This is a genomic window from Acetobacter cerevisiae, assembly GCF_001580535.1.
GTDB lineage: Bacteria > Pseudomonadota > Alphaproteobacteria > Acetobacterales > Acetobacteraceae > Acetobacter > Acetobacter cerevisiae.
Genome location: NZ_LHZA01000003.1, coordinates 1 through 606, shown reverse-complemented (window position 1 = coordinate 606; position 606 = coordinate 1). Strand labels below are relative to the sequence as shown.

At 54.0% G+C, this 606-nt stretch carries 1 protein-coding gene; it reads right to left on the bottom strand.

Annotation, left to right across the window (positions count from 1 at the left end):
• Window positions 1-606: transposase (locus AD928_RS00020; protein ID WP_167347319.1), on the bottom strand; the 606-nt coding region annotated here is incomplete at both ends.

Genomic DNA, 606 nt, shown 5'->3' with positions numbered 1-606 from the left:
AGCCCCTCACGTAGTCTGGCACCATCGCTGGCAGCGGCATCGGTCGTCTTCCATTTGCGGATCAGCCGAAATTTCCGGTCGATGGAAACATGCGATTTATAGCCAAAAAAAGGGATAGCGAGATCCGTAGACGAGATCGTCCCGTCATCCTGACGCTTTGCTTTCGTGAACTTCAGCGTCCATCGCGCATGACGATCTTTATGGGACAGCTTTGACGGTTTGTCCTGCCAATCCTGTGGGATCCGTCCTTCCCGCAGATCGGCCTTCTCCTCATTGGTATTGCGCTGCTTTGGGGCCGCAACCAGTGTAGCGTCCAGGATCTGGTCTGACATGGGGAGATAACCGGCATTCCGCAGGGTCGCATCAAAGCGGTTGAACAAAACATCAATTGCTCCCGCCTGTGTCAAACGTTCCCGGAACAGCCAGACTGTCTTGGCATCAGGCACGCGCTCAGACAACCTCAGACCAAGAAAGCGCATGAAGGACAGGCGGTCGTTGATCAGGTATTCCGTCCGTTCGTCGGACAAATTGTTCAGCGTGTGGATGATCAGAATTTTGAACATCAGCACTGGATCAAACGGATGGTGCCAGACTACGTGAGGGGCT